Here is a 22,847-nt window from a genome sequence, read left to right as displayed (position 1 = left end):
CGCACGTCGGCGCCCCCGCGCCAGGCGGGCGCCCGCACCGGCGGCGCCCCGGCGCGCGCGGGGGAGGGCGTGGTCGCCCGGTACGACGCGGAGCGCGGCTTCGGCTTCATCACCCCGGACTCCGGGGGCGCCGACCTGTTCGTGCACGTGTCCGTCCTGGGCGGCGCGACGCTGGTCGAGGGCGACCGGGTGCGGTTCAGCGTCCGACAGAGCGACCGCGGCCCGCAGGCCGACCGGGTCGAGCGGCTCTGACCCGGCCGTCCGCCGCGGGCCGCCCCTAGTCCTGCCGGGCGGTCCGCCGCGACGGCTTCTGCCGGTACATGTCCGCGTCGGCGTCGCGCCAGGCGTCGGTGAGGCTGCGGTCCGGCGCGCGCGAGCCCAGCCCCAGCGCGGCGGCGATCCCCGCCCCGCGCAGCGCCTCGCGCAGCCGGTCTGCCTCCACCCGGCCGCCCTCGGGCCCGGTCTCCACCGCGAGGACGGCGAACTCGTCCCCGCCGACCCGGGCGACGTAGTCGGTGCTGCGCAGGGAGCCGTGCAGCACCTCCGCGGCCCGGCGCAGCAGCTCGTCCCCGGCGGCGTGGCCGGACCCGTCGTTGACGACCTTGAGCTCGTCCAGGTCGACGACGAGGACGCTCGCGGGGTGGCCGTACCGGCTGCACCGCGTCTCCTCCGCCGCGAGCACCTGCTCCCAGCCGCGACGGTTGCCGAGCCCGGTGAGCACGTCGGTCGTGGCGTCGGTCTCGGCCCGCTCCGCCCGGCGGTGGAGTTCCTCGGTGCCGAGCTCCAGGTGCAGCACCGTCGACAGCAGGCGCGCCTGCAGGACGACGAGGTCCTCGGCCTCGACCAGGGCGCCCGGCTGGGGCTCGGGGTCGAAGGCGCAGAGGGTCCCGAACAGCTCCCCGTCCGGCTGCACCAGCGGCACCCCGACGTAGGCCTCGATGGGTGCGACGGCGCGGTTGGGAGCGGTGGCGTACGCCGGCACGTCCGCCACCCGCGGCGCGACGTGCGGGCCGTCGCCGGCCGCCATGACCGTGCACAGCGAGCCGCTCCAGCTGAGCACCGTGCCCGCGGTGATGCCGTAGCCCTCGGGCGCGTCCTGGGCGTGCAGGACGACCTGGTGCTCGCCGACGGCCCGGGTCACCAGCCAGAGCGTGAGGCCGAGGCGCCCCTGCAGGTCCGCGAGGACGGCCTCGGCGGCCTCCGCGAAGCCGGGGAACGGGGAGCCCGGGACGGTCGCCGCGGTGCCGGCCCCGTCCTGGTGGTCGTCGTCGCCCACGGTCTCCTCAGCCTCTCCTGGCGGTACCTCGCGCGCCGCCGGGCCAACCTAGCCCCGCGGGGGGCCGGTGGTGCGAGGGCGCCCGGGGTGTCACCCCCGCGGGCCGCCCCCGGTCGCCCGCCGGGGCCTCACGGGACGACGTGCCGCAGGTACCGGCGCGGGTCGTCCATGAACGTCCGCCAGTGCGCGACGAGCGGCAGGTCCTCCCACGCCGACGGGGTCAGCCCGTCCCCGTCCACCACCAGCAGGTCCGCCCCCGGCAGCGCCGCCAGGACGGGGGAGTGGGTCGCCACCACGACCTGCGCGGTGCCGGTGGCGACGAGGTCGTGGAGGACCCCGACCAGGGACAGGCAGCTGGTGAACGACAGGGCGCTCTCCGGCTCGTCGAGGACGTAGAGACCGGACCCGCTGAAGCGCCGGGTGCCGAGCAGGGACAGGAACGACTCGCCGTGGCTCATGGCGTGGAAGTCGTCGGGGTCGTCCCGCGAGCCGTGCACCCGGTCGAAGACGCCGTGCATGGTCTCGGCCCGCAGGAAGAACCCCCACCGTGCGGCGCCGGCGCCGCGCCGCACGCGCAGCGCCCCGGCCAACGGGTCGGGGTGCGCGTCGCCGCCCATACCGGCGGTGTTCGTGCTGCCCCCGCGCACGTCCAGCCCGGCGGCGCCGGCGAGCGCCTCGACGAGCGTCGACTTGCCGGCCCCGTTCTCCCCGACGAGCACGGTCGCCGGGCCGAGGTCCCAGCCCTGGTCGAGCACCTGGGCCACCGCGGGCACCCGGGCCGCCCACGACGACGGGCGGCCGTGCGCCGGGTCGCGCTCGAGCCGTCGCACCGGCAGGCCCCACCCGCTCGTGTCCACCCGCCCAGCCTGGCCCACCCAGGGTCGCGGGGCGGGGCCCCGTCAGGCCACGTGCCAGTAGCGGCGGACGAGCTCCTCCGGACCGCCGCCGTCCGGCCCGTCCTCGCCGGCGGTGGCCTCGTCGGCCTCGCGCAGCTGCCCGAGCACCTGGTCGACGAGGGCGGGCGGGAAGACCCCGTGCGCCTCGAACAGCCCGCGCGCGGCCTCGAGGGCGTCCGCCGACTCGCCGCACGAGGCGGGCAGCCGGTCGGCGGCGGAGCCCTCGTCGGAGTCCCCGGCGGGACCGTCGTCGCTGTCGCCGCGGCCGGCCGTCGACAGCCGCCTGGCCAGCTCGAGGCTGCCGGGGTCGGCCAGCCCCTGCCGCGCCGCGACCGCCATCCCGGCCAGCAGCAGGTGGACGTCGGCCGAGCCGTCGCCGAGGCGCAGCTCGACGGTCTGCGGGTGGGTCGTCGGGGGCAGGACCGGGACGGGCATGCCGGGGTTGGCGTGCGCCACCATGCCGGGCAGCACGTCCCCGCCCCACGCGAGCGGGACGCGCACCAGGCCGGTCCGGTCCTGCTCGCCCCAGCACACCTCCTCCGGCGACTCCTCGCCCAGCTCCAGGCGCAGGTAGGACGTGGGGACCGTGCAGGCGAAGGCGGTCAGCGCCCGCGCGGCGGACAGGTACCCCGCCACGAGCCGCCGACCGGTGACGCTGAGGCCGTCGTCGTCGACGGTCTCGTTGACGCCGTCGCGCACCAGCCGGCTGTGCACGTGCAGGCCGTTGCCGGCCCCCTGGTCGCTGACGAGCGGGGCGAAGGTGGCCTCCAGGCCGTGGGAGGCCGCCACCTCGCGCACCACCCACCGGGTGAGCACCAGGGCGTCGGCCGCCTGCTCGAGGAGGACCGGCCGCAGCTCGATCTCGTGCTGCACGAGCTGCCGGTCGTCCTCGAGGATGCTGCCCACCTCGCCGTGGACGTACTTGACCTGCACCCCCATGGCGGTGAGGTGCCCCAGGACCTGCTCGCGGACCCGCTCGCCCTTGGCGAACGGCCCCGACTCCTGGTAGCCGCGCTCCGCCTCCACCGGGTACAGCGGGTCCGGCTCGTCGACGAGGTAGTACTCCAGCTCGCCGAAGGCCTCCAGCGTCATGCCGGTCTCCTCCTCCAGCACCTCCGCCGCCCGGCGCACGACCTGCTCGCGGGCGTACGGCAGCGGCGCCCCGGACGGGTCGTAGAACGAGCACAGCACGTCCAGGGACGGCCGCTCCCCGAACGGGTTGACGAAGGCGGTCCGGTGGCGGGGGACCAGGTAGACGTCGCTGGCCCCGGCGTCGGTCCCGGTGAAGATGCTCGAGCCGTCGACCCGCTCGCCGCGGACCAGCACCTCCGTCACGTGCTCGCGCGAGCCGACGGGGAAGGCCAGCGTCTTGAGCCGTCCGTCGCCGCCGACGTAGCGGAGGTTGACCTGCCGCAGCTGCAGCTGCTCGACCGCCCGGACGAGGTCCGCGGCGTCCCAGCCGGTCGAGGGCCCCAGCAGGCGGACGAGGGGGTCGGGCTCCAGGGCGTCGATGGCCATCCCCGTTTCTACCAGCGCGGGGACGTCCGGGTCCCGGTGACTGCCTAGGCTGCGGACCGTGCCGCTGCTGGTGGTCGTCACCCGGGCCCGGTGCTCGCCCGCGGTCCTCTTCGACCTGGCGCTCGACGTCGACGCGCACGCGGAGTCGCTGCCGCGCAGCCGGGAGACGGCGACGACCAGGGGGGCCCGCGTGCTGGGCCCGGGCGACGAGGTGACGTTCACGGCACGGCACCTGGGGGTGCGGTGGCGCCTCAGCAGCCGCATCACCGAGCACGAGCGGCCGCACCGCTTCGTCGACGAGCAGGTGCGGGGCCCGTTCGCGTCCATGCGCCACGAGCACCTGTTCGAGGCCGACGGCGACGGCGGCACCGTGATGACCGACCGGATGCACGTCGTCGCGCCGCTCGGCCCGGTCGGTGCGCTGGCGGGGCGGACGGTGCTGTGGCCGCACCTCCGTCGGCTGCTGCGCGAGCGCGGCGCCCATCTCGCGACGGTCGCGGCGGCGCGGGGACAGGACCTGTAGCCCGCGGGGTCCGGACCCACCGCCGGACCGTCAGCGGAGGTCGGCCTGCAGCTGCCGCAGCTCCTCGACGACGCGGTCGGCCCGCGACGGCCGGCCCCGCACGGTGGCCAGCCACGACCCCCTCACCGCCAGCGCGACGACGGGTCCGTGGTCGTACCTCCCGCAGCACAGGCCCCGGTGCGTCATGGTGACGACCTGGACGTCGGCCAGGGGCACCGACCGGCACAGGCCGAGGTTGCGGGCCACCAGGCGGCCGTCGCGGACGTCGAGCGAGGTCGCGAAGGCGGCGAGCAGCAGGGCGACCGCGCCGGTCGTCGGCACGAGGGCCCCCAGCCACTCCCCGCGCACGACCATGCCGCAGGCGATCACCACGAGGAGGACGCTCACCGCCGCGTGGGTCGCGCGGACCGCGGGCGTGGGCGGCCACCGTCGGCTGGGCGGGCTCACGGCCGCAGCGTAGGCGGGTCCCAGCGATCTCCAGCGATCCCCGGCGCGGGCGGCACCGTCGCCCTACGGTCACCGTGGGGGGCGGGCACCGAGGCGCGCCACCACAGACACCAGGGGGAAGCCCGTGCTCCAGCAGCTGTCCCGTCCCACCCGCGCCCGCCGGACCGTCGCCGCTGCCGCGGTGTCCGTCCTCGGGGCCTGCGGCCTCGTGCTCGTCGCCGCGGCGCCCGCGTCCGCGGCCGACGACACCGTCCTCACCACCGGCGAACGGCTCGTCGAGGGCGACCGGCTGGTCTCCCCGAGCGGCCGCTACGCCCTGGAGGTCCGCACCGGCGAGCTGCTGCTCACCGAGCGGGCCAACGCCTTCGTCGCGGCGGTCGAGCTGCCGCTGGAGACCGGGGTCGGCTCGGTCGTGCTGCAGGGCGACGGCAACCTCGTCGTCCTGTCCCCGCAGGGCGGGGTGCTCAGCAGCTTCGAGACCGACGGCAGCGGCGCCACCGCGGTGCGGGTGCAGGACGACCGCAACATCGTGTTCTCCGGCGCGGGCGGCGCGGTCGTCGCCGACGCCTCGACCTACCAGCAGGAGCTCGTGCTCCAGGGCACCGCGCTGCTGCCCGGTGACGCGGTCCCCGGCGCGGGCGGCACCGCCGTGCGGATGCAGACCGACGGCAACCTCGTCCTGTACCGCGGCACCACCCCGCTGTGGGACAGCCGCACGTCGGGCAACCCCGGCGCCGCCGCCGTGGTGCAGGCCGACGGCAACCTGGTCGTGTACGCGGCCGACCGGCGCCCGCTGTACGCGAGCGGCAGCGTCGTCACCGGCGACAGCGAGAGCATCGTCCTGCTCGAGGTCGAGGACACCGAGCTGAGCGTCAAGCGGCTCACCGCCGGCGGCTCGGACCCCGGTGTGCCGGTGTCGCTGTGGGCCAGCAACTCCCGCCGCGCGGGCGACCCCCGCGGGACCGACGGCGTGCTCGTGCCCGGTGACGAGCTGGAGCCGGGCGAGTTCCGCACCGCCGGCGCGTGCACCCTCGTCATGCAGGCCGACGGCAACCTCGTCGAGTACTGCTCCACCGCGACCGGGGTGCGGGCGGTCTTCAGCACCGGCGTGCCGCGCGGGTCGTCCAACAGCGAGGAGTTCGTCACCGGCCTGGCGATCATGCAGCCGGACGGCAACTTCGTCGTCTACCGGGTGACGGCGTTCGGCGGCATCACGGGCCCGGTGTTCGACACCCGCACCCGGACGCCGGGCAGCTCGCTCGTCGTCCAGGCCGACTCCAACGTCGTCGTCTACGGCCCCGCCGGGCGCCCGACGTGGAGCCGCACCACCGGGCGGATCGGCTGAGCACCGCCTGACCGCCGCCTGGTCCGGACCTGACCCGGGCACCACGCAGGGGCGCACCCCGCCGGTCGGCGGGGTGCGCCCCTGCCGTCCCCGTCGCCCGGCTCAGCGGCCGCGACGGGCGCCGAGCAGGCGGTAGCCGGACACCATCCCGACCGGTGCCACGGGCGGGCGGGTGGCACGGCGGAGCGCACAGGCCCGACGGTAGCCAGGGCCGTCGGGGCCGGCGCGGTACCGCAGGTGCTCCCGCCCCGTGCTGGCAGGCTCGCGCCCCATGACGGACGCACCGGGGCCGCAGCAGCCGGCCGACCTGGCCGAGGTGCGGGACTCCTACGACCGGGTGGCGGACGCCTACGTCGAGATGGGGGCGGGCGACCTGTCGCCCGAGCCGTGGCTGCGCGCCGTGCTCTCGGCGTTCGCCGAGGAGGTCCGCGGCCGGGGGCCCGTGCTCGACGTCGGCTGCGGCCCGGGGACGGTCACCGCGCACCTGGCCGGCCTGGGTGTCGACGTGCGGGGCGTGGACCTGTCACCGCGGATGGTCGACCACGCCCGCCGGCTGCACCCGGGGCAGCGCTTCTCGGTGGCCTCCGCGACCGACCTGCGGCTGGGGCCGGCCTCGCTCGGCGGCGTGCTCGGTTGGTGGTCGCTGTTCAACCTGCCCCGGGACGTGCTCCCCGGCGTGCTGGCGTCGTTCGCCGCGGCGCTCGTGCCGGGCGGGCAGGTGGTCGTCGGGACCCACGCGGGCGACGGCGACGTCCGGCGCACCGAGGCCTACGGCGGCGTCCCGGTCCGGTGGACCACCCACCTGTGGCAGCCGGAGCAGCTGTCCGCGCTGCTCGTCGCCGCGGGCCTGGAGCCGGTGGTCGAGCTGCGCTTCCCGCCGGCGCCCCCCGTGGGCCGCCCGCAGGTGCTGCTCGTGGCCCGCCGACCCTGAGCGGCCGCGCCAGGGCCGGACGGCTCAGCTGCCCGCGGCCGGACCGGGCACGTCCCCCGGGGACAGCCGGAACACGGGCCAGCCGATCTCGGTGCGCCAGGCCGAGGGGTCGGCGGTGTCGCGCGGGCCGACCAGGTACCGCTCGCGCACCGGTCCGGCCACGGCGAGCGCGTCCGCCGTCACCCATGCGCCGAGCTCGCCGTAGGTGACGTCGATGTCGTCGTGGTCGCCGTGGTGCGTGGTGACCGCGAGCTCGACGGCGGGCAGGGTCACCGGGTGCACGCGGCCGCTGCGGGGAGGTCGGGGCGTCTCGCGGTAGACGAGCACGTGCCCGCGGCCGAGGGTGAAGAGCTCGTCGTCGTACAGCCCGCCCGGGGGTCCGACCGGGTCTGCCACCACGGCGTCCAGCTCCGCCGTGGCGCCGGCGTACCAGCCGAGGACGTCCTCGAGCGCCCCGTCGTCCTGCACCGCGGCGACGAGGGTGGCCGGCACCGTGCGCAGCCGGACGTCCAGGGGCGGCGGGGCGGGGTCCAGCAGCCGGCGCAGCGAGGCGACCGCCGCCCGGGTGCGCTCCAGCTCGGTCTCCAGCCGCCGCAGGTGCTCCTGGACCAGCCCCGCGCGGTCGCCCGGGTCCGGGCAGCCCATGATCCGGCGGACGTCGGCCAGCGGCACGTCGAGCTCGCGCAGGCGGTGGATGACCTGGGCTGCCGGGATCTGGTGCGTGCCGTAGGAGCGGTAGCCGCTGACGGGATCGACCGCCTCCGGCTCCAGCAGCCCCGCGTCGTGGTAGCGGCGCAGCGTGCGCACGCTCAGGTGGGTCACCCGGGAGAACTCGCCGATCGCCAGCACCCGAGAACTGTGCACCCTCTCCCGGGGAGAGGGTCGAGCCCTTGACCCTCCCGCCGGGGCAGCGCCGACGGTGGTCCCATGACGGACACCAGCAGCACCACGCCCTCCACCCGCACCTCCACCTCCACCACCGGCACCGCGACCGACGTGCTCCCGGCCGTCGTCCTGGACTTCCTCGACGCCCACGCCGTCCGCGACGTGACGACCGGGATGCGCGCCTTCGCCCCTGACGCGGTCGTCACCGACGAGGGCCGCACGTTCCGCGGCGCGGACGAGGTCGGGCGGTTCCTCGCCGAGTCCGGCGCGGAGTTCACGTACACCACGCAGGTGCTCGGGGCCTCCCGCACGGGCGACGGGCAGTGGCTCGTGGCCGTCCGCATCGAGGGCGACTTCCCGGGCGGGGTCGCCGACCTCGGGTACCGGTTCACGCTGCGGGAGGGGCTGGTGAGCGAGCTGCACATCGGGACGTGATGCGTCGAACACGGCGTGGCGGTCGCCTGCCGGGGATACCGTCCGGCCATGGGACCTGGGGGCGCCTCGCGCCGGCTCGTGACGACCGCGCTCGCCGTGCTGCTGGGGGTGGGGCTGACGGCCCCGGCCGCGCTCGCCTCGTCCGGGGCGGAGGCCGTCCCGGTGTCCGTGACGACCGTCGCCGAGGCCGTCGTCAGGGACGAGCTGCGCCGGGGCGAGAGCACGGCGGACGTGCAGCTCGTGTCACCCGGTGGCCGGTACTCGCTGGAGCTGGTGGTGGACCCGTCGCGGGCGAACACCATCGACCCGGTGCTGGGCATAGTCAGCCCCGCGACCCGTTTCGGGCCGGCGTACCTGGTCGCCGACACCGGGTTCTGCGGTATCTACGCGTGCGTCCTGACGCTGCGCGAGGACGGCTCGCTCGTCGCGACCGGCCGGACGTACGAGCGGGTCTTCAGCCCGGCCGAGGCCGGTGCCGACCGGCTCGTGCTGACCGACGAGGGCCGTCTCCTGCTGTACGCAGGCCCGGCCGTGGTGGCCGCCTTCGACGCCGGGGCAGCCCCGCGGGCCGAGCTCCGCAGGGGCGGTCAGCTGCTGCCCGGCGAGCGGCTCGTCGGTGCCGACGGGACGCAGCTGGTCATGCAGACCGACGGCAACCTCGTGGTCTACCTGGACGGGGTCGCCCGCTGGTCCTCGCGCACCTCTGTCCCCGGCTCGGCGTTCGTCCGGCAGACCGACGGCAACGGCGTGGTCTACACCCCGGACCTGCGCCCGGTGTTCGCCACCGGGACCGTCGGCAGCCTGGGGGGGTCGCAGTACCAGGGCCGCGAGGCCGGGCTCGTGCTCCCCGTGGCCGGCGCCATGGTCCTCACCGGCGACCCCACCGGCGCCGGGTCGTCCCCGACGGTCTGGAGCAGCGCCTGGTCGGTGCCGACGGTGCAGCCCGGTGAGGTGCTGCGCGCCGGCGACCGGCGGACCGCGCCCGGCGGTCGGGTGGTGACCGTGCTGCAGGGCGACGGGAACCTGGTGACCTACCGCGACGGGCGGGCGGTGTGGGCCAGCCGTACGGCCGGCGTCGACGTCGCCGTCATGCAGGGCGACGGGAACCTCGTGCTGTACCGCGAGGTGCGCGGCTCGACCGGGACGGTGACGGCGCTGTCGGCGGTGTGGAGCACGCGCACGGCGGGCAACCCCGGCGCCCGGTTCGTCACCCAGGACGACGGCAACGCGGTGGTGTACTCCCGGACCGACCGCCCGCTCTTCTCCGCGCGGTAGGCCCCGTGCCCCAGCTGCTGAAGGTCCAGAACTTCACCGTGTCCGCCGACGGCTACGGTGCCGGTGAGGACCAGACCCTCGAGCGTCCTTTCGGCCACGCCGACCCGCGCGACCTCATGGCCTGGGTGCTGGCGACCGCGAGCTTCCCCGGCCGGGCCGGCCCCGGCGGTACCCGGGGGCTCGACGACTCCCTGGTCCGGGACTTCCACCACGGGATCGGCGCCGAGATCATGGGGCGCAACAAGTTCGGCCCGCAGCGGGGGCCGTGGACCGACCACGCGTGGCAGGGCTGGTGGGGCGACGAGCCGCCGTTCCGCACGCCGGTCTTCGTCCTCACCCACCACCTGCGGCCGTCGTTCAGCCTGGGCGCGACGACGTTCCACTTCGTCGACGGGACGCCGGCGGAGGTGCTCGACCAGGCCCGCGGGGCGGCCGGTGGCCGTGACGTCCGCCTCGGCGGCGGCGCGCAGACCGTCCGTGCCTTCCTCGACGCGGACCTCGTCGACACCCTGCACGTCGCGGTGGCCCCCCTGGAGCTCAGGTCGGGCACCAGGCTCTGGGAGTCGCCGGACGAGCTCGACGACCGGTTCCACCACGACGTCGTCCCGAGCCCCAGCGGGGTGGTGCACCACCTCTTCTGGCGGCGGTGACGTGGCGGTGAGGTGACGCCGGGGTGCCGGTGAGTCAGGAGTAGTCGGCCCGCATGGTGCGGGTCGCGCCGTCGACGGTGACGAGGCCGCCGTAGGGGAGGACCCACTGGGGCCGGGTGTGGCCGAACGGCACCCCCACGACGACCACGGCCCCCGGGTTGTAGCGGCCCAGCACCGCGAGCGCCGTGTCCCGCTGCTCGGCCCGGTGGGCGGCCCGCTCCTCGCGACCGCGGCGGACGTCGGGGGAGGAGGCCGGGGGCCGGGCGACGACGACGGCGTCCACCGCCTCGAGCAGGCCCCGCTCGCCGAGGGAGCGCAGCACCCACCCGAGCTCCCGGGCGGGGACGAGCTCCTCGGAGGTCTCGAGCAGGAGGACCCCGCCCGCCAGCACGGCGGGGTCGGTCGGGAACCGGCCCGCGGTGAGCAGCCACTGCAGGACCTCGACGCACCCTCCCCAGGTCCGACCCGTCACGGAGCGGGCGGGCCCGGCCCAGGTCCAGGCCTCGGTCGGCTCGCGGTCGCCGTGCTCGGTCAGGGCGGCGGGGTCGTCCCACGGCCTGCCGAAGTCCTCGGACTCGCCGGGCTCCGTGACCTCCAGGGTGCCGCCGGTCAGCAGCGCCGCCCGCAGCGAGCGCGCGTGGACGTCGTCGACGGCGGGCCCGGCGCCCAGGTGCACCTGCGTGGAGCCGCCGTAGAACCCGGCGACCCCGTGGGTCCACAGCCAGCTGAGCAGGTTGGTGCAGTCGCTGTAGCCGAGGAACGGCTTGGGGTCCGCACGGACCAGGGCGGGGTCCAGGTGCGGGACGACGGTGATCAGGTCCTCGCCGCCGACGGTGGCGAGCACGGCCCGGATCTCCGGGTCCCCGAAGGCCGCGTCGAGGTCCGCCGCCCTGGCCTCGGGCGAGGAGCCCGCCGCACGGGTCGTCGGGTACTCGACAGGGACGAGCCCGGTCAGCTCCGTGAGCCGCCGCATCGCCTGCTCGTGCACCCGCGGTCCGACCGACGGCGCCGCGAAGGAGGGGGAGACGACCGCGACCTTGTCGCCGGGGACCGCCTTGGGCGGGTGGACCAGGGGCTCGACCATGCGTGCCAGTCAAGCGCAGCGGCCCGGCGGTCCCGCGTGCGCGGCACCATGTCCGCGTGATGAGCGCCGAGCAGGTGGCGGGCCTCCAGCTCCGGCTGCGCGGACGCGAGTTCGACTGGTGCGTCCTGGGTGGGTGGGGCGTCGATGCGCTCGCGGGTCGCGTGACGCGGGAGCACAAGGACCTGGACGTCGTCGTCGACCTCGCCGCCCTCCCGGGGGTGCTCGACCTCCTGGCGGAGGAGGGGTTCCGGCTCGCCCGCGCGTGGCCGGAGAGCCGTGACCTCCCCGGGCGCCACCCGCTCCTGGGTGACCCGCCCCCGTCGGCCTTTGTCCTCGCCTGCACGGACGGCCGCGAGGTCGACGTCCACGTCTGCGACGGCCTGGACACCGGCGTCGTCCTCCTGTGGGACACCGACGTGGTGCTCACCACGGCCGGTCTCAGCGGCACCGGCACCGTCGGCGGGGTCCGGGTGCGCTGCATGACGGCCGACCTGCAGCTGGCCTGCCACCAGGGCTACGACCTGCCGCCCGCGCACGCCGCGGACGTCCGGCTGCTGCGGCAGCTGCTCGCTGACCGGTCGGAGCCGTCGGAGCGGTCGGAGCGGTCGGAGCGGTCGGAGCTTTCGGACCGGGAGCCATCGCGCCAGGAACGGTGAGCGCTGTCGACACGGCCGGACCGGCCGCGGGAGGCTGCGGCATGCCTCCGGCTGCCCGGCTCGTGCGGAGCGTCCGGCTGTCCAGCGCCGCGGAGTACGCCTACGCCGCGGTCACCCCGGCGGGGGCGCGCCTGGTGTTCGCGGCCGGCGCCTGCCCGCTCGACGAGGACGGCGCCACGGTGGGTGCCGGTGACGTGCGGGCGCAGGCCGCGCAGGTGATGTCCAACCTGGCGACCAGCCTGGAGGAGGCCGGCGCCGGCCTGGGCGACATCGTGCGCACGACCGTCTACGTCGCCTCCTCCGACCAGCGCGACCTCGTCGCCGCGTGGGAGGTCGTGCGCGACGCGCTCGCGCCGCACGACCCGCCCAGCACCCTGCTCGGGGTCGCCGCCCTGGGCTACGCGGACCAGCTCGTCGAGGTGGACGCGGTCGCCGCGCTCACGGACGGGTAGGGCGCGGCGCCGCGAGACGCTGACGCCTCAGCCGGCCTCGGCAGTGTTGACGAGCTCGGTCAGCAACGACATGCCGGCCCGGTCCACCGAGCGTGCGGTGGAGCTCAGGACGACGACCCCGGTCCCCAGGTCCGGCTGGAAGCCGACGAACGACGCGAATCCGCCGGTGCCCCCGTTGTGCCACCAGACGGGGTGGTCGGACCCCCGCAGCGGGGTGAGCATCCAGCCGGAGCAGACCTGCAGCCACCGGTTGGCGCGTGCCTGCGGCTCCTGCACCAGCCGCAGGGCACCGGACAGCGGGCCTTCCTGGGGGACGAGGTGGGCGCGGACGAAGGCGAGCACGTCGTCCGCGCTCGACCACAGGCCGCCGGCGGGCGCGACCGCGGCCAGGTCCCAGTCCGGCACCGGTCGGCCACGGCGCGAGTGCCCGGCGGCCCGGCGGTCCTGCTGGTCCGGGCGCACGGCGGGCACGGTGTCACGCAGCCCGAGCGGACCGGTGACCTCGTCGGCGACCAGCTGCTCCCACGAGGTGCCCGCGTGCCGGGCCAGGGCAGCCCCGAGCAGGGCGACGCCGAAGTTGGAGTAGGTCACCCGCCGTCCCGGGCGGGCGCTGGGCCGGGCCCTGGCGTAGGCGGCGAGCAGGTCCTCGGGGCCGAGGCCGCGGTAGGGGTCCGAGCGCTGGCGCAGGCCGCGCAGCAGCACCCCGGGGGGCAGGCGCGGCAGGCCCGAGGAGTGGGAGGCGAGCTGCGCCAGGGTGATCGGCGGCCGGGGAGCCGGCGTGGGCAGCGCGGGGAGCAGGTCGTCCACGGGGGTGTCGAGCGACAGCTCGCCGCGGGTCACCGCCGCCGCGAGGGCGAGGGTGGTGAACACCTTGGTGACCGACCCGACCTGGAACAGGGTGCTCCCGTCCGGCGCGGCCGCGGCGCCCCGCCCCGCGCCGTGGACGGCGGTGCGCCCACCGGCGACCGCGGCCACCACGAGCCCGTCGTGCCGACGCGCCTCCCGCTGGGCGGCGTCCCGCACCCGGTCGGCCAGGTCAGCGTCAGGGCTCATGCGGTGATCCCAGCACACAGGCCCGGGTCAGCGGACGGTGAGCGTGCCCTGGGAGCCGACGCCCTCGGTGCGGCCCTCGCCGACGGAGGAGGCGACCTCTGTCCGCCTGACGTCGGTCCACCCCGTCCAGCCGCGCTCCTCCAGCAGGCGCAGCAGCCGCGGCGCGCAGGGGAAGGACTCGACGAACGCGCCGTCGAGCAGGGCGACGAGGTCCGCGCTGACCGACGGCTCCTCGGTCCGAGGGTCGGTCCCCGTGACGGCGAGGGCGGCCTCGGCGGCCGCGGTCTCGGCCTCGAGGAACGCCGCGACGTTGTCGGCCAGCGCGGGCAGCCGGGGGTCGTCGGGGCCGCAGTCGGCGAGCTCGCCCATCGCCAGGTAGAGGCGGCGCAGCGTCTCGTTCTCCAGGGTCGCGTGCTTCATGGCCATGAACGCCGGGACCTGCTCCGGCATCCGCGCCGCGATGAGGATCCAGCTGTCGCGCTCCACCTCGACCATCCGCTCCCGGAACCCGAGCTCGCGCATCCGGTCCAGGTAGGCGACCGCCTCGGGCGGCAGCGCGAGGCTGTCGCCGGCCGCCAGCTGCGCGATGCGGCTGCGGTGGCGCTGGAGGTCGCGGATGCCGGCGCGCAGTCTCCGGTCGATCTCCTGCACCGCCGCCGCGAACTCTTCCTCGTCGGCGGCCAGCAGCTGCTGCACCCGGGACAGCGGGACGCCGGCCTCGGCCAGGGTGCGGACCTTGACCAGGTCGACCACGGCCGTGGCGTCGTAGCGCCGGTAGCCCGACGCGTCCCTCTCGGGCTCGGGCAGCAGGCCCGTGGCGTGGTAGTGCCGCACGGTCCGGACCGTCACGCCGGCGTAGGCCGCCAGCTGCCCGATGGTCAGCACCGCACGGCCCCCCGGACCGCGGCGTCCGTCCCGTCCCCGACGTCGGGTGCCTGCATGTCGTGCTCCTCCTCCGCGCCGGCGGCGGCGGGTCGTCGCATGGTCGGTCGTCGGCCGATGCTGCTCTACCCGGTCGTGCGGCGGTAGGTGGCCAGGGCGAGCAGGTAGGCGACGAGCAGCAGACCTAGGCACCACGCGACGGCGAGCCAGCCCTGGCCCCCGACGGGCTGCTCGGCGAGGAGGCTCCGGACGGTGTCGACGATGGCCGTGACGGGCTGGTTCTCGGCGAACCAGCGCACCGGGGCGGGCATGCCGTCGGTCGGCACGAAGGCGGAGCTGACGAACGGCAGGAACACCAGCGGGTAGGAGAACCCGCTGACGCCGTCCACGGAGCGCGCCGTCAGCCCGGGCACCACCGCGAGCCAGGTCAGGGCCAGGGTGAGGAGCACGAGGATGCCGAGCACGGCCAGCCACGCCAGCGGCCCCGCCCCGGACCGGAAGCCCATGACGAGCGCGACGACGACGACCAGCGCGAGGGACACGAGCGTGGCCACGACGGAGGTCAGGACGTGGCCCCACAGCAGGGCCTGGCGGGCGACGGGCATGGAGCGGAACCGCTCGAAGAGCCCGCCCGAGACGTCGGTGTACAGCCGGAAGGCGGTGTAGGCGACGCTCGAGGCGATCGTCACCAGGAGGACCCCCGGCAGCAGGTAGCCGACGTAGTCCTCGCCCCCCGCGTCGATCGCGCCGCCGAAGACGTAGACGAACAGCAGGAGCATCGCCACCGGCGTCACGGCCGTCGTGATGATCGTGTCGGGGCTGCGCACGACGTGACGCAGGCACCGCCCGAGCATGGTCCGGGTGTCGTGGAGGACGGCCGTGGTCATCGTCGGTCCCCGTCCTGGTCGCGTGCGGTGGGGCCGTCGCCGACGACCGCGAGGAACACGTCCTCCAGGCTCGGCTGCTTCTCGACGAGCTCGACCCGGGCCGGCGGCAGCAGCCGCCGGAGCTCGGCGACCGTCCCGTCGGCGATGACGCGCCCCTCGTGGAGGATGGCGACCCGGTCGGCCAGGTGCTCGGCCTCCTCCAGGTGCTGCGTGGTGAGCAGGACCGTCGTGCCCCGCCCCGCCAGCTCCCGGACGGTCCGCCAGACCTCGGCCCGGGACTGCGGGTCCAGCCCGGTCGTCGGCTCGTCGAGGAACAGCACGGCCGGGTCCCCGACCAGGCTCATGGCGAGGTCCAGGCGCCGGCGCATGCCGCCGGAGTACGTCGCCGCCCGGCGACCGGCGGCGTCTGCCAGGTCGAACCGGTCCAGCAGGTCGTCCGCGGCCGCGCGGGGTCGGGGCAGGCGCCTGAGCGCGGCGACGAGGAGGAGGTTCTCGCGACCGGTCAGGACGTCGTCGACGGCGGCGAACTGCCCGGTGAGGCTGATGGCCCTCCTCACGCCGGCCGGGTCGGTGGCCACGTCGTGGCCGGCGACGGTGGCGGTCCCGCCGTCGGCCCTGAGCAGGGTGGCCAGGATCTTCACCGTGGTGGTCTTGCCGGCGCCGTTGGACCCCAGGAGGGCCTGGACGCTGCCCCGGGGGACGGTGAGGTCCACCCCCCGGAGCACGGCGTGGTCGCCGTAGGACTTCGTCAGCCCCACGGTCTGCAGTGCGGGTGTCGTGGTCATGGCGCCAGCGTCCGGCCCTGACGCAGCGTCAGGGTCAAGCCCTCCGCCCGCCGCGGCCGGTGGCGCGCTCGGTGGGGCGTCCCTAGCCTCTGACGCACCTCGGGGGCCGGGGGTCACCCGGAGGGGCAGGTGCAGGGGTCATGGAGCCAGCGCGCGCGACGGAGCAGGGCGTGGACCACGGCGGCAGCGGGGACGACGGCGGGCGGCTGACCGGGTCGGTGGTCGTGGTCGCCCTGGTGTCGGCGATCTCGGGGCTGCTGTACGGCTACGACACCGGGATCATCTCCGGGGCCCTGCTGCAGATCACCGACGACTTCGGCGTGGGCGACGGCATGCAGCAGGTGATCGCGGCGTCCATCCTGCTCGGCGCGGTGGTCGGCGCGCTGACCTGCAGCCGGCTGTCGGAGACGCGGGGGCGGCGCACGACCCTGGTGCTGGTCGCCGTCGTGTTCGTCGTCGGGGCGCTGTGGGCGGCGCTGGCGCCGAACCCGCTCATGCTCGTCCTCGGCCGCCTGGTGCTCGGCTTCGCCGTCGGCGGGGCCACGCAGACCGCGCCCATCTACGTCGCCGAGCTGGCCCCGACGAAGTTCCGCGGCCGCCTGGTCCTGTTCTTCCAGGTGGCGATCGGCGTCGGCATCGTCATCTCCACCGTGGTCGGGGCGGCAGAGGTGGTCGACTGGCGGGTGGCCGTCGGTGCGGCCTCGGTCCCCGCCGCCATCATGCTCGTGCTCATGCTCCGGCTGCCGGAGAGCCCCCGGTGGCTCGCGGCACGTGGTGACGACGACGGCGCCCGTGCCGCCCTGGAGCGGGTGCGCTCGCAGGGCTCCGACGTGGGTCCCGAGCTGGACGAGGTGCGCGAGGCGGTCCGGGCGGAGGAGCAGGAGACCACCCGCGGCTGGCGGGGGCTGCGCGAGGGCTGGGTGCGTCCCGCGCTCGTCGTCGGCTGCGGCCTGGCGGTCTTCACCCAGCTGTCGGGGATCGAGATGATCATCTACTACTCGCCGACGATCCTCACCGACAACGGCTTCTCGGACTCCGCCGCCCTGCGGGTGTCCGTCGCCCTCGGCGTCACCTACCTGGTCACCCAGCTCATCGGGCTGGCCATCATCGACAAGGTCGGCCGTCGCCGTCTGACCCTGCTCACCCTGCCGGGGGCGGCGCTGGCGCTCCTCGTGCTGGGCACGTTCTTCGTCACCGGCAACGACGGCCCGGAGATGGTGCCGTGGATCGTCGCGACGCTCGTGGTCTTCATGGCGTTCACCGCGGGCGGCATCCAGCTGATGGGCTGGCTCACCGGCTCGGAGATCTACCCGCTGGCCACCCGGGCCGCGGGTGCCGCAGCCCAGTCCGCCTCGCTGTGGGGCACGAACCTGCTCATCACGCTGACCCTGCTCACCATCATCAACACGATCGGGACGGGGCAGACGTTCTGGCTGTACGCGGCGTTCAACGTGGCCGCCTTCGTCTTCCTCTACCGGAAGATGCCCGAGCTGACCGGCCGCAGCCTCGAGCAGATCGAGGGCCACCTCCGCAGCGGGAGGTTCACGCCCGCCGACCTCGCGCACCCGGTGGCGGGGACGCCCCGCGGGGACGCCGCCGCCCGCGGGGACGCCGGCACCGGCGGGGGCCGGTCGGACCACTGAGGGTCGACGGTGCCCGGGCGGTCACCCGCCCCGGGCACCGTCGCGGTCAGCGCAGCCCGCGGAAGGTCGTCCGCAGCTGGTCGACGAACAGGGCCGGCTGCTCCAGGGCGGCGAAGTGCCCGCCGGCCTCGAGCTCGTCGAAGTGGACCAGGCTGCTGAACCGGCTCTCGGCCCAGCGCCGTGACAGCCGGACCTGCTCCGCGGGGAACATGCTGATGCCGGTGGGGAGCGTCACCGGACCCGACGGGGGAGGGCCGGCGGCGCCCGGGCCCATCGCCTCCCAGTACAGCCGGGCCGAGGACGCTGCGGTGTTCGTGAGCCAGTACAGGGTGATGTCGTCGAGCATCTCGTCGAGGGTGAAGACGCTCTCGGCGTCGCCGCCGCTGTCCGACACGTCCTGGAACATGGCGTAGATCCACGCTGCCTGGCCGACGGGGGAGTCCGCCAGGGAGTACCCGATCGTCTGCGGCCGCGTCGCCTGCAACGGCATGTAGGCCGACAGCTCGCGGCCGTAGCGGGCGGCGTCGTCGAGCATCCGCTGCTCGTGGGGCGTCGCGGCGGCCACCTCCTCGGCGGTCGGCCGGAACGCGACGAGGTTGAGGTGGATGCCTGCCAGCCCCCCAGGGCCCATGTGGGCGAGCACGGTGGTGACGGCGGCGCCCCAGTCGCCGCCCTGCGCGACCCAGCGGTCGTAGCCCAGCCGCTGCACCAGGGTCGACCACGCCGCGGCGGTCCGGGCGAGCCCCCACCCCGTCCCCGTCGGCCTGCCCGAGAAGCCGAAGCCCGGCAGGGACGGGACGACGACGTGGAACGCGTCCTCGGCCCGCCCGCCGTGAGCGACAGGGTCGGTGAGCGGACCGATGACGTGCCGGAACTCCAGCACCGAGCCGGGCCAGCCGTGGGTCAGGACCAGGGGCAGCGCGCCGGGCTCCGGCGAGCGGACGTGGAGGAAGTGGATGTCCAGCCCGTCGATGGTCGTCACCGACTGCCCGAGGCCGGCCAGCAGCGCCTCGCAGCGCCGCCAGGCGTAGCGGTCGCGCCAGTGCTCGACGAGCGCCTGCAGCCTGGACAGGCGGGGGCCCTGGCTGGAGTCGTCGACCGTCTCCGGGTCCGGCCAGCGGGTCTGCTGCAGCCGGCGGCGCAGGTCGTCCAGGGCGGCCTGCGGCACGTCCGGCGCGAAGGGGCGCACCTGCTCGTGGCCGGCCGGGTCTGCCGGGGGCTGGGTGAGGTCGTCCGTCGCGGGGTCGGTGCGGGCTGTGGTGGTCATGGCTGCCTCCTGGTGGGCGGTCGGGTGGGCGGCCACGGCTCGGTCCCCCGACGACCCGTCACGCCACACCATCCCGACAGCAGATCGTCTGAGATCCGGAACGTATCAGAACGCTATGGTCTCCTCATGACGACAGCGGAGGCGCACGACCGGACGGGGCTGCCCGTCGGGCACGGCGGCCTGGAGGACGAGCTCGGCTGGTCGCTGCACCGCGTCTACGGCGGCTTCCGGCAGTCCGCTGCCGACTCCGTCGCCGACGTCCCCGGGGGCTCCCGGGGCTACCAGGTGCTGGTGGCGGTGGACGCCGACCCGCCGTCGTCGCAGCTGGCCCTGGCCCAGCGGCTGGGCATCGACCGCACGGCGATGACCTACCTCGTGGACGCGCTCGAGGCAGCCGGCCTGGTGGTCCGCCAGCCGCACGCGACGGACCGCCGCGTCCGCCACGTCGCCATCACGCCCGACGGGATGCAGGCGCTGACCCGCGCCCGGGGTGCCCTGCGCGCCACGGAGGAGCAGCTGCTGGGGGCGCTCGACCCGGCCGAGGCCGCCCAGCTGCGCGCCCTGCTGGTGCGCGTGGCGCGGTCGACCGACCCGTCGGAGCCGTGCACGACCCCCGGGGGCGGACCGGGGTGACCCCGCCGGGAGGTCGCGCTCCCGGGCGCTCGCGGCACCATGGGCCGATGGCGCCGAGGCTGTTCCCGATGCTGTCCTGCTCCGACCTCGCCCGGTCGCTGTTGTTCTACGGCGAGGTGCTCGGCGGTCGGGAGACGTACCGCTTCCCGGACGACGGCGAGCCGGCGTTCGTCACGCTGAGCATGGGCGAGGGCTCCGAGATCGGTCTCGGCGGGATCGCCGCCGACCCTCCGCACGGCCGTCCGCAGCGGCCGGCGTCGGGGCACCTGGTCGACCTGTGCCTGTACGTCGACGACGTCGACGCGACGTTCGCCCGCGTGGGGGCGGCCGGGTTCGAGGTCGTCGTCGCCCCCGGCGACAGCCCCTGGGGCGAGCGCACGGCGTGGGTGGCGGACCCTGACGGCACCCTTGTCATGCTGACCCGGTAGGGCTGGCGGGCGGCAGCTGCCGGTCGGTCCCGACGACAGGGCAACCTCCTGGGGGCCCAGCCCGTACTGGTGGGGGACGAGGGGGAGCGCCGCGCCCGTCCCGGACAGTCGGTCCGGTCGTCGTGCACGGGGGGAGCGGCGTGTGTCCCCGCGAGCTCTATCGTCGCCGGGTGCCCGACCACGCGGCCTCGGCGGACGCTGACCCCGGCCCGTCCAGGCGGTTCTACGTGGCCGCCCACCCGGAGGCCACCCACCACGTCGACGGTCTCGTCGGCGGCTGGTACGACTCGCGGCTCACCCCGCTGGGGCTCCGGCAGGCCGAGGCGGTCGCCGCCCGGCTCAGGTCGCTGGTCCCGACCGGGGAGACGGTCGAGGTGTGGTCGTCGGACCTGCGACGTGCCTCGCAGACGGCGGAGGTCGTCGCCCTCCGGCTCGGGGTGCAGCCTGTGCTGCTGCCCGGGCTGCGGGAGATCTCCTACGGGGTCGCCGAGGGCCGTCCGGAGGCATGGCTGCGGGAACGGTTCGTCCCGCCGCCGGCGGCGGACGACCGGCTGGACCACGACGTCGGCATCGAGGGCGCGGAGACGCGGCGCCAGCTCGCCGCGCGCGTCTACGCGGCCACGGAGCAGGTCCTGGCGAGCCCCTGCCGTCAGCAGGTCGTCGTCACGCACGGGTTCGCGCTCACGTTCGTGGTCGCGGCCTTCGTGGGGATGCCGCTCGAGGCGGCGGGCCGGGTCGCGGTGCGCACGAGCAGCGGCGGCATCACGGTGCTGGAGGAGGACGCCCGGTTCCACAACCGGACGCTCGTCAGCGTGGACGACACCTCGCACCTGGCGCCCGTGCGCCACGAGAGCTGAGGCGGACGCCGCCGGTCCGACCAGCGCACGGTAGACAGGGGCATGGCGCCGCTCGAGAGCCCCAGCTGGGTCGAGCCCTACCCGTCACGCGGGCGGGTCCTGCTGGCCGCCCTCATGGTCGCGGTGGCCCTGGCGCTGACCCTGATGGCGTGGGCATGGGGGGCGAGCGCCCCGCTGAGGTACGTCGCGCCGGTCACGGTGGCCTTCGCGGCGGGTGGCCTGCTGGAGGCGGTGCGTCCCCGGGCGCGGGTGGACGCCGACGAGGCCGGGGTCACTGTCAGGGCGAGGTACCGGAGACCGGCGTCGACGGCGTGGGGGCAGGTCAGCGGCTTCCGTGCGTCGCCGGAGCGCAGCGATGCCGACGTCGTCATGCTGCGGACGGACGGAGAGCCGGTGCCCCTCCCGCTCGGCTTCCCGCTCGCCCTCGGCGTCTCCTGGCAGGAGAGCAGCGCCGCCTGACCCGCGGGTCGCCCCGCGCACGCCCGTCACCAGCACGCACCGGTGGTGGTGCGCCAGCAGCAGCCGGCCGGTCCGACCCAGGCGTACGTGGCGGCGGGCCGGCGCGACGTAAGGCGCGGCCGCGGACAGCGCGACCTACGGCGCGGCCGCGGACAGCGCGTCCACGGGGCGCGCCCTCCGGGGACCACCCTGGTCGGGCTCCGGGACGAGCCCGACCTCCAGGGGCGGGGCAACCCTGTCAGCGAGGGAAGAGGACCGAGCCGGACCGGGAGCGGACCACCACGGTGCTCCCGTCGTCGGTGATGACGAGCTGGGCGCCGGGGTTGCCCGCCGTCCGCGTCTGGAAGACCACCTCGGGGCCTGCGGCGCTGGGACGGTAGAGGACGAGGTTGCCGTCGGACTGCATGGCGGCGACCACCGCCCCGGTCCCCTGTGTCCCGGTCCGGAAGGTGGGCTGCCCGTCTCGGTACAGGACCAGGTTGCCGTCGACCTGGAAGCGCAGGACCGAGCGCCCGTCGGCGGAGCGGCGGGACTCGCCGTGCAGCAGGGTCTGACCGGGTGCGACCGCCGCCGTCGCCCAGGCCGAGCCGTACACCGGCACCTCGGTCCCGTTGCCCGGGTGCCGCAGGATCCTGAAGGCGCCGTCGGCCAGCCGGAGCGTCGTGCGCGCACCGGGTCCCGCCGTACCGGTGCCGCTCTCGAAGACCACCCGGGACCCGGCGACGACGACGAGGTTGCCGTCCGGCTGGAGGACAGCGTCGGCGCCGGCGTTGGCCGGGGAGTTCGTCCCGGACTGGAACCGCGCCTGGCCGCCCTGGTAGAGCACGAGGTTGCCGTCCCCCTGCATCACCAGGGTGGAGCCGTCCTCGCTGAGGAGAGAGTCGCCCGACAGCAGGGCCTGGCCGGGGACCAGGGTGGGGAGGACCGGTGAGCTGAGGCTGAGCACGGGGCGGTTGTCGCAGGCGTACACCACGAGGTTGCGGTCGTCCTGCATGACGATGGCCATCGCACCGCTCCCGACGGTGCCGTAGTTCGTGGCGACCGCCCCCTCGGGGTCGTACAGGACGAGGTTGCCGTCCACCTGGAGCCTGAGCTGGGCCCCCGGTCGGCCTGCTGCGATCTCGCGGACGACCACCGGCTCGCGGTTCAACCGGTTGGGCTGCAGCACCACCTGCAGCCTGCCGTCCTCGGTGATGGCCGCGGCATAGCGACCGGACGCCGAGGGCAGCGGGTACCCGTGCCAGATCGTCCAGATGATGCTGCCGCCCCGGTCGTCCACGCTGCACGCGTCCCGCTGGGTCGGCTGAGGCGCAGCGGGTGCGGCGCGCACGACGGAGCCCGCGCCAGCCCCGCCGGCTGTGGTCGGCGGCCCTGCGGTCGCCGGTCCGGCGCCCGCCCCCACCAGCAGCGCCGCGGCCAGAGCGACGCCTGCCAGGCCAGTACGTGGTCTCATCCGTGCCCCCCAGAGTCCGGCGCGCCCCCGTGCGCGCCCCCGTGCGCGCCCCCGTGCGCGCCCATGCCGCCACTCTGCTGCACACGGCCGCCCGTGCCCAGCGGTCCGGCCCCGCGATCAGAGGCGA

The 22,847-nt window shown here is 75.8% G+C and carries 26 protein-coding genes; 14 read left to right on the top strand and 12 right to left on the bottom strand.

Annotation, left to right across the window (positions count from 1 at the left end):
• Positions 1-252: cold-shock protein (locus tag WCS02_RS04100; protein WP_340290124.1), on the top strand; the 252-nt coding region annotated here is incomplete at its 5' end.
• A 25-nt stretch (positions 253-277) separates the two neighbouring features.
• On the opposite strand, the gene WCS02_RS04095 is transcribed toward WCS02_RS04100, so the two are convergent.
• The 3 genes from WCS02_RS04095 to WCS02_RS04085 all read right to left on the bottom strand — a co-directional run bounded on the left by WCS02_RS04095 (position 278) and on the right by WCS02_RS04085 (position 3,690).
• On the bottom strand, positions 278-1,276 hold the full coding sequence (locus WCS02_RS04095; RefSeq protein ID WP_340290121.1) for a sensor domain-containing diguanylate cyclase: 999 nt from the start codon (positions 1,274-1,276) through the stop codon (positions 278-280).
• 128 nt (positions 1,277-1,404) lie between these two features.
• Positions 1,405-2,133 (bottom strand): AAA family ATPase, encoded by a 729-nt coding sequence (locus WCS02_RS04090; RefSeq protein WP_340290118.1) that lies wholly within the window; start codon positions 2,131-2,133, stop codon positions 1,405-1,407.
• A gap of 42 nt (positions 2,134-2,175) precedes the next feature.
• Positions 2,176-3,690, bottom strand: coding sequence for a glutamine synthetase beta-grasp domain-containing protein (locus tag WCS02_RS04085; protein ID WP_340290116.1), 1,515 nt, complete (start codon positions 3,688-3,690; stop codon positions 2,176-2,178).
• Positions 3,691-3,748: 58 nt separating this feature from the next.
• On the opposite strand from WCS02_RS04085, the gene WCS02_RS04080 reads away from it, so the two are divergent.
• Positions 3,749-4,213: an SRPBCC family protein gene (locus WCS02_RS04080; protein ID WP_340290113.1), complete on the top strand. Its 465-nt coding sequence runs from the start codon at positions 3,749-3,751 to the stop codon at positions 4,211-4,213.
• Positions 4,214-4,243: 30 nt separating this feature from the next.
• On the opposite strand, the gene WCS02_RS04075 is transcribed toward WCS02_RS04080, so the two are convergent.
• Positions 4,244-4,660: a hypothetical protein gene (locus tag WCS02_RS04075; RefSeq protein WP_340290110.1), complete on the bottom strand. Its 417-nt coding sequence runs from the start codon at positions 4,658-4,660 to the stop codon at positions 4,244-4,246.
• Between the two features lie 124 nt (positions 4,661-4,784).
• Here WCS02_RS04075 and WCS02_RS04070 point away from each other — a divergent pair, with 124 nt between their 5' ends.
• Together WCS02_RS04070 and WCS02_RS04065 are read left to right on the top strand one after the other, a co-directional pair.
• Positions 4,785-6,005, top strand: a complete 1,221-nt coding sequence (locus WCS02_RS04070; protein ID WP_340290107.1) for a hypothetical protein — start codon at positions 4,785-4,787, stop codon at positions 6,003-6,005.
• Positions 6,006-6,276: 271 nt separating this feature from the next.
• Positions 6,277-6,936: a class I SAM-dependent DNA methyltransferase gene (locus WCS02_RS04065; RefSeq protein ID WP_340290104.1), complete on the top strand. Its 660-nt coding sequence runs from the start codon at positions 6,277-6,279 to the stop codon at positions 6,934-6,936.
• A gap of 24 nt (positions 6,937-6,960) precedes the next feature.
• On the opposite strand, the gene WCS02_RS04060 is transcribed toward WCS02_RS04065, so the two are convergent.
• The gene (locus WCS02_RS04060; protein WP_340290101.1) at positions 6,961-7,785 is read right to left on the bottom strand and encodes a MerR family transcriptional regulator; all 825 of its coding nucleotides are present in this window, start codon (positions 7,783-7,785) and stop codon (positions 6,961-6,963) included.
• A 78-nt stretch (positions 7,786-7,863) separates the two neighbouring features.
• Between WCS02_RS04060 and WCS02_RS04055 the strand changes: the two genes are divergently transcribed.
• From WCS02_RS04055 to WCS02_RS04045, 3 genes are read left to right on the top strand one after another with little or no spacing between them, the layout of a single operon-like run.
• Positions 7,864-8,256 (top strand): nuclear transport factor 2 family protein, encoded by a 393-nt coding sequence (locus WCS02_RS04055; RefSeq protein WP_340290098.1) that lies wholly within the window; start codon positions 7,864-7,866, stop codon positions 8,254-8,256.
• Positions 8,257-8,304: 48 nt separating this feature from the next.
• The gene (locus tag WCS02_RS04050) at positions 8,305-9,531 is read left to right on the top strand and encodes a hypothetical protein (protein WP_340290095.1); all 1,227 of its coding nucleotides are present in this window, start codon (positions 8,305-8,307) and stop codon (positions 9,529-9,531) included.
• 5 nt (positions 9,532-9,536) lie between these two features.
• Complete coding sequence (locus WCS02_RS04045; RefSeq protein ID WP_340290092.1) at positions 9,537-10,181, top strand: dihydrofolate reductase family protein; 645 nt, start codon at positions 9,537-9,539, stop codon at positions 10,179-10,181.
• A 34-nt stretch (positions 10,182-10,215) separates the two neighbouring features.
• Here WCS02_RS04045 and WCS02_RS04040 read toward each other — a convergent pair whose 3' ends face one another.
• The gene (locus tag WCS02_RS04040) at positions 10,216-11,265 is read right to left on the bottom strand and encodes a S66 family peptidase (RefSeq protein WP_340290089.1); all 1,050 of its coding nucleotides are present in this window, start codon (positions 11,263-11,265) and stop codon (positions 10,216-10,218) included.
• Between the two features lie 59 nt (positions 11,266-11,324).
• On the opposite strand from WCS02_RS04040, the gene WCS02_RS04035 reads away from it, so the two are divergent.
• Positions 11,325-11,921 carry a nucleotidyltransferase domain-containing protein gene (locus WCS02_RS04035; protein WP_376984083.1) on the top strand — a complete coding sequence of 199 codons (597 nt, stop codon included), beginning with the start codon at positions 11,325-11,327 and terminating at the stop codon, positions 11,919-11,921.
• Between the two features lie 41 nt (positions 11,922-11,962).
• Positions 11,963-12,373, top strand: a complete 411-nt coding sequence (locus WCS02_RS04030) for a RidA family protein (protein ID WP_340290083.1) — start codon at positions 11,963-11,965, stop codon at positions 12,371-12,373.
• A 27-nt stretch (positions 12,374-12,400) separates the two neighbouring features.
• Here the strand turns inward: WCS02_RS04030 and WCS02_RS04025 are convergent, their stop codons facing one another.
• From WCS02_RS04025 to WCS02_RS04010, 4 genes are all read right to left on the bottom strand, one after another.
• Positions 12,401-13,426 carry a serine hydrolase domain-containing protein gene (locus WCS02_RS04025; protein ID WP_340290080.1) on the bottom strand — a complete coding sequence of 342 codons (1,026 nt, stop codon included), beginning with the start codon at positions 13,424-13,426 and terminating at the stop codon, positions 12,401-12,403.
• A 27-nt stretch (positions 13,427-13,453) separates the two neighbouring features.
• Entirely contained in the window at positions 13,454-14,311 is an 858-nt protein-coding gene (locus tag WCS02_RS04020; protein ID WP_340290077.1) for a MerR family transcriptional regulator, read from the bottom strand.
• A gap of 122 nt (positions 14,312-14,433) precedes the next feature.
• Positions 14,434-15,195: an ABC transporter permease gene (locus WCS02_RS04015; protein WP_340290074.1), complete on the bottom strand. Its 762-nt coding sequence runs from the start codon at positions 15,193-15,195 to the stop codon at positions 14,434-14,436.
• Positions 15,192-15,980, bottom strand: coding sequence for an ABC transporter ATP-binding protein (locus WCS02_RS04010; protein ID WP_340290071.1), 789 nt, complete (start codon positions 15,978-15,980; stop codon positions 15,192-15,194). The genes WCS02_RS04015 and WCS02_RS04010 overlap by 4 nt, the downstream gene beginning before the upstream one ends.
• Before the next feature lie 140 nt (positions 15,981-16,120).
• Between WCS02_RS04010 and WCS02_RS04005 the strand changes: the two genes are divergently transcribed.
• Entirely contained in the window at positions 16,121-17,623 is a 1,503-nt protein-coding gene (locus WCS02_RS04005; RefSeq protein WP_340290068.1) for a sugar porter family MFS transporter, read from the top strand.
• 46 nt (positions 17,624-17,669) lie between these two features.
• Here WCS02_RS04005 and WCS02_RS04000 read toward each other — a convergent pair whose 3' ends face one another.
• On the bottom strand, positions 17,670-18,890 hold the full coding sequence (locus WCS02_RS04000; RefSeq protein ID WP_340290065.1) for an epoxide hydrolase family protein: 1,221 nt from the start codon (positions 18,888-18,890) through the stop codon (positions 17,670-17,672).
• 126 nt (positions 18,891-19,016) lie between these two features.
• Here WCS02_RS04000 and WCS02_RS03995 point away from each other — a divergent pair, with 126 nt between their 5' ends.
• The 4 genes from WCS02_RS03995 to WCS02_RS03980 all read left to right on the top strand — a co-directional run bounded on the left by WCS02_RS03995 (position 19,017) and on the right by WCS02_RS03980 (position 21,267).
• Positions 19,017-19,523 (top strand): MarR family winged helix-turn-helix transcriptional regulator, encoded by a 507-nt coding sequence (locus tag WCS02_RS03995; protein WP_340290062.1) that lies wholly within the window; start codon positions 19,017-19,019, stop codon positions 19,521-19,523.
• Positions 19,524-19,570: 47 nt separating this feature from the next.
• Positions 19,571-19,951, top strand: a complete 381-nt coding sequence (locus WCS02_RS03990; RefSeq protein ID WP_340290059.1) for a VOC family protein — start codon at positions 19,571-19,573, stop codon at positions 19,949-19,951.
• A gap of 170 nt (positions 19,952-20,121) precedes the next feature.
• Positions 20,122-20,808 (top strand): histidine phosphatase family protein, encoded by a 687-nt coding sequence (locus WCS02_RS03985; RefSeq protein ID WP_340290056.1) that lies wholly within the window; start codon positions 20,122-20,124, stop codon positions 20,806-20,808.
• 42 nt (positions 20,809-20,850) lie between these two features.
• Positions 20,851-21,267 carry a PH domain-containing protein gene (locus tag WCS02_RS03980; protein ID WP_340290053.1) on the top strand — a complete coding sequence of 139 codons (417 nt, stop codon included), beginning with the start codon at positions 20,851-20,853 and terminating at the stop codon, positions 21,265-21,267.
• A 238-nt stretch (positions 21,268-21,505) separates the two neighbouring features.
• On the opposite strand, the gene WCS02_RS03975 is transcribed toward WCS02_RS03980, so the two are convergent.
• On the bottom strand, positions 21,506-22,546 hold the full coding sequence (locus WCS02_RS03975; RefSeq protein WP_340290051.1) for a hypothetical protein: 1,041 nt from the start codon (positions 22,544-22,546) through the stop codon (positions 21,506-21,508).
• Positions 22,547-22,847: the final 301 nt, after the last annotated feature.

The organism is Aquipuribacter hungaricus, from assembly GCF_037860755.1.
Taxonomy (GTDB): domain Bacteria; phylum Actinomycetota; class Actinomycetes; order Actinomycetales; family JBBAYJ01; genus Aquipuribacter; species Aquipuribacter hungaricus.
The sequence above is the reverse complement of the archived record's forward strand: the minus strand, read 5'-3'. Positions and strand labels throughout refer to the sequence as shown.

What these genes read in the sequence shown, in the direction of transcription:
- WCS02_RS04085 (WP_340290116.1), bottom strand. Translation starts at nt 3,690, where the DNA reads ATGGCCATCGACGCCCTGGAGCCCGACCCCCTCGTCCGCCTGCTGGGG.
- WCS02_RS04065 (WP_340290104.1), top strand. Translation starts at nt 6,277, where the DNA reads ATGACGGACGCACCGGGGCCGCAGCAGCCGGCCGACCTGGCCGAGGTG.
- WCS02_RS04055 (WP_340290098.1), top strand. Translation starts at nt 7,864, where the DNA reads ATGACGGACACCAGCAGCACCACGCCCTCCACCCGCACCTCCACCTCC.
- WCS02_RS04050 (WP_340290095.1), top strand. Translation starts at nt 8,305, where the DNA reads ATGGGACCTGGGGGCGCCTCGCGCCGGCTCGTGACGACCGCGCTCGCC.
- WCS02_RS04040 (WP_340290089.1), bottom strand. Translation starts at nt 11,265, where the DNA reads ATGGTCGAGCCCCTGGTCCACCCGCCCAAGGCGGTCCCCGGCGACAAG.
- WCS02_RS04035 (WP_376984083.1), top strand. Translation starts at nt 11,325, where the DNA reads ATGAGCGCCGAGCAGGTGGCGGGCCTCCAGCTCCGGCTGCGCGGACGC.
- WCS02_RS04030 (WP_340290083.1), top strand. Translation starts at nt 11,963, where the DNA reads ATGCCTCCGGCTGCCCGGCTCGTGCGGAGCGTCCGGCTGTCCAGCGCC.
- WCS02_RS04025 (WP_340290080.1), bottom strand. Translation starts at nt 13,426, where the DNA reads ATGAGCCCTGACGCTGACCTGGCCGACCGGGTGCGGGACGCCGCCCAG.
- WCS02_RS04015 (WP_340290074.1), bottom strand. Translation starts at nt 15,195, where the DNA reads ATGACCACGGCCGTCCTCCACGACACCCGGACCATGCTCGGGCGGTGC.
- WCS02_RS04010 (WP_340290071.1), bottom strand. Translation starts at nt 15,980, where the DNA reads ATGACCACGACACCCGCACTGCAGACCGTGGGGCTGACGAAGTCCTAC.
- WCS02_RS04005 (WP_340290068.1), top strand. Translation starts at nt 16,121, where the DNA reads ATGGAGCCAGCGCGCGCGACGGAGCAGGGCGTGGACCACGGCGGCAGC.
- WCS02_RS04000 (WP_340290065.1), bottom strand. Translation starts at nt 18,890, where the DNA reads ATGACCACCACAGCCCGCACCGACCCCGCGACGGACGACCTCACCCAG.
- WCS02_RS03995 (WP_340290062.1), top strand. Translation starts at nt 19,017, where the DNA reads ATGACGACAGCGGAGGCGCACGACCGGACGGGGCTGCCCGTCGGGCAC.
- WCS02_RS03990 (WP_340290059.1), top strand. Translation starts at nt 19,571, where the DNA reads ATGGCGCCGAGGCTGTTCCCGATGCTGTCCTGCTCCGACCTCGCCCGG.
- WCS02_RS03980 (WP_340290053.1), top strand. Translation starts at nt 20,851, where the DNA reads ATGGCGCCGCTCGAGAGCCCCAGCTGGGTCGAGCCCTACCCGTCACGC.